Below are 3,518 nucleotides of genomic sequence, written 5' to 3'. Positions count from 1 at the left end.
AATACGTTCGCGTTGACGAGCAGGTTCAAACTGTCTGGGGTACACTGCGATCAGCGAGGCGCGACGGCTTCCGAGCAATCGCTTGCTGGAATGCTGAAGCACGATTACAGCGCTCGGCGGAGTCACAGTGCGCCGCCTTCAACCAGGCTCAGATAACGAGATCCCGCGCTCCGAGCATCACTTGAACGCAATACCAAGGGCGCTTAAAAATTCGAGCATGAGGTCATTGACGGCACGCTGGCGCAAAATCCGGGCTTCTCTGATTTCCGTGTCGTCTGCAGCACCTTCAATTTCGAACTGCGCCACGGCAACGTTGCCTTCGCGCAGGTAACCTTCGTCTGGCTCCGGATCACAAAATCGGGTGAGCAATAGCGTCAGGGCACGTTCGATAACCTCCCGATCGTTGCCTTTCAGAGCCTCTTGGAATTTGGCGATTGCACCGCCGAGCCCGCCTTCTCCGTGTTCGAGGCAGTAGACGAGATCGTGCGCATCTTTGCGCTCACGCCGGTGATCAAAGGCAAACGCCTTGAGGCATGTGAATGCCACGATATCGGGATGGATTCTGTCGAGCGGCCTTTTTCACCCAACAGATCAGCGGTGACTTCCACCCGATCGTGGTGCCCGAACACGAGCGACGCGTGAGGAATATTCACCGCAAAAACATTTCCTTCCGTCGGCAGTTCCTGCAATGCGCCACCCCGGAGCTTCGGATCGTCTGCCAAGAACTCCAGAATGACGAGAATGCCGTGCTCGGTCATGGTCTGCCAACGCCAATTGACCTTGTTGCCCTTGTCACTTTGCGCACGCTCGAAACACATTTTTTTGAGGTTCTGCTCGAGCGTCCGGTATGCCTCTGTATCGGCGAGGATCGACAGATCGACGACGCCATCGATATCGCCGGTTCCTGCATGAGGCGGGACATCAGGCGATCGCTTGGTGACAATGTAGCGCGGGGCCAGCCCACCGACCAGAAAGACGGAATCACGCCAGGGGCCGAGCCCGCTGAACAGCGTCACCAGCCCGCGCTCGCAGTCGCGGGTAACATCGGCACTATATTCAGTCAGTATCTGGGGCTTTGTCATTCGGGTACCGCGAGTTTTGTCAGTCGAAGATGGTCGGCCAGTTCCTTTGAGCGACCGCTGTCAAGCTGCAGGAGGTCGAGGTAAGTTTGAAGTGGATCTGTGACCCAGACATGACCGACCCGTTGGCGAAACAGCAAGTCGTGGCGTGGATTAGAGTCTATAACTCCCAGATTCCAGCCCTCTTTGACAGCCTTTGCTCCCAGTTTTCCAAGAAGGCTTTCGCCGCCGTGATCGATGCGGCAATGGATTTGGGATATTTTCGAGAGGTGCGGTGCATGGATCTGGCCGGCCATGAGCCCGGAAATTTCGTAGCGAACTCCCGTCTCATCGCAGATGCGGTCAATCTCATGGATCGCCTCATCGATATTGGTCATCCGCATATAGTACGAGCGGAGCGGCTTTGGCTTGATCGAAGCGACATAGGAAGACCACTCGTCAAGCAGCGCGCGGGGATTGGAGAGTATCCTTTCCTTCGATGGACCGGCACCCTTGGAGTTCACCCATTCGCGGCGCTCTAGTTCGATAAGAACCTGGGATGCAGTTGTCGGAGATACGGATGCCCGCTCGACCAGTTCATGCACACCGAACCATTGGTCCTTAAATGTCCAGACGGCATGGAGGGCCTGTGCGCGACTTCCAACGAACAGATTGTTGAGCGATCGAGCCTGCTGCTTCGAGGCTGGCTTTTCGACGAGAACAAACAAAAAGATTGTCGGCCGAAAGATAGAGACTGCCGCTACGATCGAAATAACCGATCTTCTCCTCGCGCAGGAGTGCACGTGCACCTGGGGAAATGGTATCGGCCATCAATAGGGGGAGAACTCGGGAATTGCCTGGTGGCATGGCGGCAATGTATCTTTTTAGCTGCCAGCTTGCTTCCCTGACGTCCCTTGGAAAAGCTGATCTCTTGGCTTCGACAACAAGCTGGAAAGGTGCGTCGGAAAATCGCGCATCGATAAGGAAATCTGCGTGAGAGTTTCCCATCTGGGGCTCAAACAAGGGCTCGGACGTGATTTCCCCGCCTGCCTCCGTGAGGCTGGCCGTCAACTCATTCAACATATCGAAAGCTATGGGCTCTTCCATAGATATTCCCTGCGCAGCAAATATAACTCTTATGCCGTATATCCGCGAAAATGCTTATATGTACTGCACAGCAAACAAATGAAAACTGCTGTGCCAGCTCCGGCCCGCGCGGTAAAAGAGTTCGCGCCTTCTCATAGACGAGGTTCATCCGTTGATTGGCAATTGCGCCTGCTATAGGTTCGTTTCGCGCGTGAACATTCGGCCGCCTCCCACCGTGCATCGAGACGAAGCTTCGCTTGGTTCAGCAGATCGGGATGCGCCGTGAGATACCAGTAGGTATCCCGGACATGCGTGTGGCCCAAATAGGTCGAGAGTTCCGGTAGTCGCCGCTCGATATCGTCGCCACCTCGGTACCAGGAAAGCAGGGTGCGCACCGCAAAGGAATGCCGGAGGTCGTGTATCCTTGGGCCTTCGGCTTCCGTCGGCTCCCGCAATCCGGCTTGGCGTGTCCACAGGATGAAAGAGTAGTGTGGGTTCAAGCCACGTCCGCGGTCTCCCGTGAAGAAGAATCTGCTGCCGCGCCTTATCGGGCAAACATCGCGGTCCGCCGAATATCGTCTGAGAGCGTCCGTCGTGCTTGGATGCAAAGGGACGAGGCGGCTCTTGCCGAACTTCGTCTCTCGGATCGTCAGCATCCCTGCTTCCACATCGGCGTCCTCGCGAAGTAGTCGTGCCGCCTCTGAAAACCGCAGACCTGTGGACGCGAGCAAACCGAAGAAATGGTGGTAGGTCAGCCCTCGAAAGCTCGCTGGATGCAGCACGAGCATTGTCGCAAGAAGATCGGCGATCTGCTCGTCCGAATAGATGAAGGGTCGTGGCCGGCGCTGCGGCGGGAAAATGCCAGAAGGCGGAATCTCGGTTCGAGGGTCGTCAACCTTCAGGTGGCGAGCGAATGATCGCACCGTCGAAAGGCGCGATGACCATGTCGCAGGCCCACATTGGTGATTTGCCCATTCCACCGCGAGCTTCGAGGTAATGTGCTGCGCGCCACGCGCCTGCGCAAATTCCACAAAGTTTCGCAAACGGCTCTCCTGGCTCTGAAGATTGAAACCGAGCGACCGACGCAGCGTCAGGTATTGTTCGAGGGCTTCCGTCAGGTCGGTCATTGAATCTCTCCCGCCCACGGCCGCGAGAGGGAGCGCAGGCCCTCGATGTCGAGCTTCGCGTAAATCCTGGTGGTGTCCGGGTCTTTGTGGCGAAGTACCTGGGCAAGCTCCGTAAGACCGACGCCTGATCTGATCGCAATCGTCGCAAAGGTATGCCGGAACACATGCGCATGATGTGATCGCATCCCGGAAACATCCGCGCGCTTCAGTGCTCTACGAGCGATGAGGACAACTGGCGTCTATAGCG

Annotated in this window: 4 protein-coding genes and 1 pseudogene; all 5 read right to left on the bottom strand. The window is 56.7% G+C overall.

The features are described 5' to 3' along the window. Positions 1–177 precede the first annotated feature (177 nt). The 5 genes and pseudogenes from LPU83_RS38200 to LPU83_RS38185 all read right to left on the bottom strand — a co-directional run bounded on the left by LPU83_RS38200 (position 178) and on the right by LPU83_RS38185 (position 3,495). Positions 178–1,082, bottom strand: a pseudogene (locus tag LPU83_RS38200) (antitoxin). Beyond that, on the bottom strand, positions 1,079–1,663 hold the full coding sequence (locus LPU83_RS73915; protein ID WP_231052370.1) for a hypothetical protein: 585 nt from the start codon (positions 1,661–1,663) through the stop codon (positions 1,079–1,081). Before LPU83_RS73915 ends, LPU83_RS38200 begins: the two are co-directional and overlap by 4 nt. A gap of 16 nt (positions 1,664–1,679) precedes the next feature. After that, positions 1,680–2,165, bottom strand: a complete 486-nt coding sequence (locus LPU83_RS73910) for a hypothetical protein (RefSeq protein ID WP_231052369.1) — start codon at positions 2,163–2,165, stop codon at positions 1,680–1,682. 131 nt (positions 2,166–2,296) lie between these two features. Further along, the gene (locus LPU83_RS38190; protein WP_024319201.1) at positions 2,297–3,271 is read right to left on the bottom strand and encodes a tyrosine-type recombinase/integrase; all 975 of its coding nucleotides are present in this window, start codon (positions 3,269–3,271) and stop codon (positions 2,297–2,299) included. After that, complete coding sequence (locus tag LPU83_RS38185) at positions 3,268–3,495, bottom strand: tyrosine-type recombinase/integrase (RefSeq protein ID WP_029710640.1); 228 nt, start codon at positions 3,493–3,495, stop codon at positions 3,268–3,270. Before LPU83_RS38185 ends, LPU83_RS38190 begins: the two co-directional genes overlap by 4 nt. Positions 3,496–3,518: the final 23 nt, after the last annotated feature.

Source organism: Rhizobium favelukesii (assembly GCF_000577275.2).
Classification (GTDB): Bacteria; Pseudomonadota; Alphaproteobacteria; order Rhizobiales; family Rhizobiaceae; genus Rhizobium; species Rhizobium favelukesii.
The sequence above is the reverse complement of the archived record's forward strand: the minus strand, read 5'-3'. Positions and strand labels throughout refer to the sequence as shown.

Bases quoted from the DNA above. Each gene is read 5' to 3' on its own strand.
- LPU83_RS38190 (WP_024319201.1), bottom strand. From the start codon at position 3,271: ATGACCGACCTGACGGAAGCCCTCGAACAATACCTGACGCTGCGTCGG.
- LPU83_RS73910 (WP_231052369.1), bottom strand. From the start codon at position 2,165: ATGGAAGAGCCCATAGCTTTCGATATGTTGAATGAGTTGACGGCCAGC.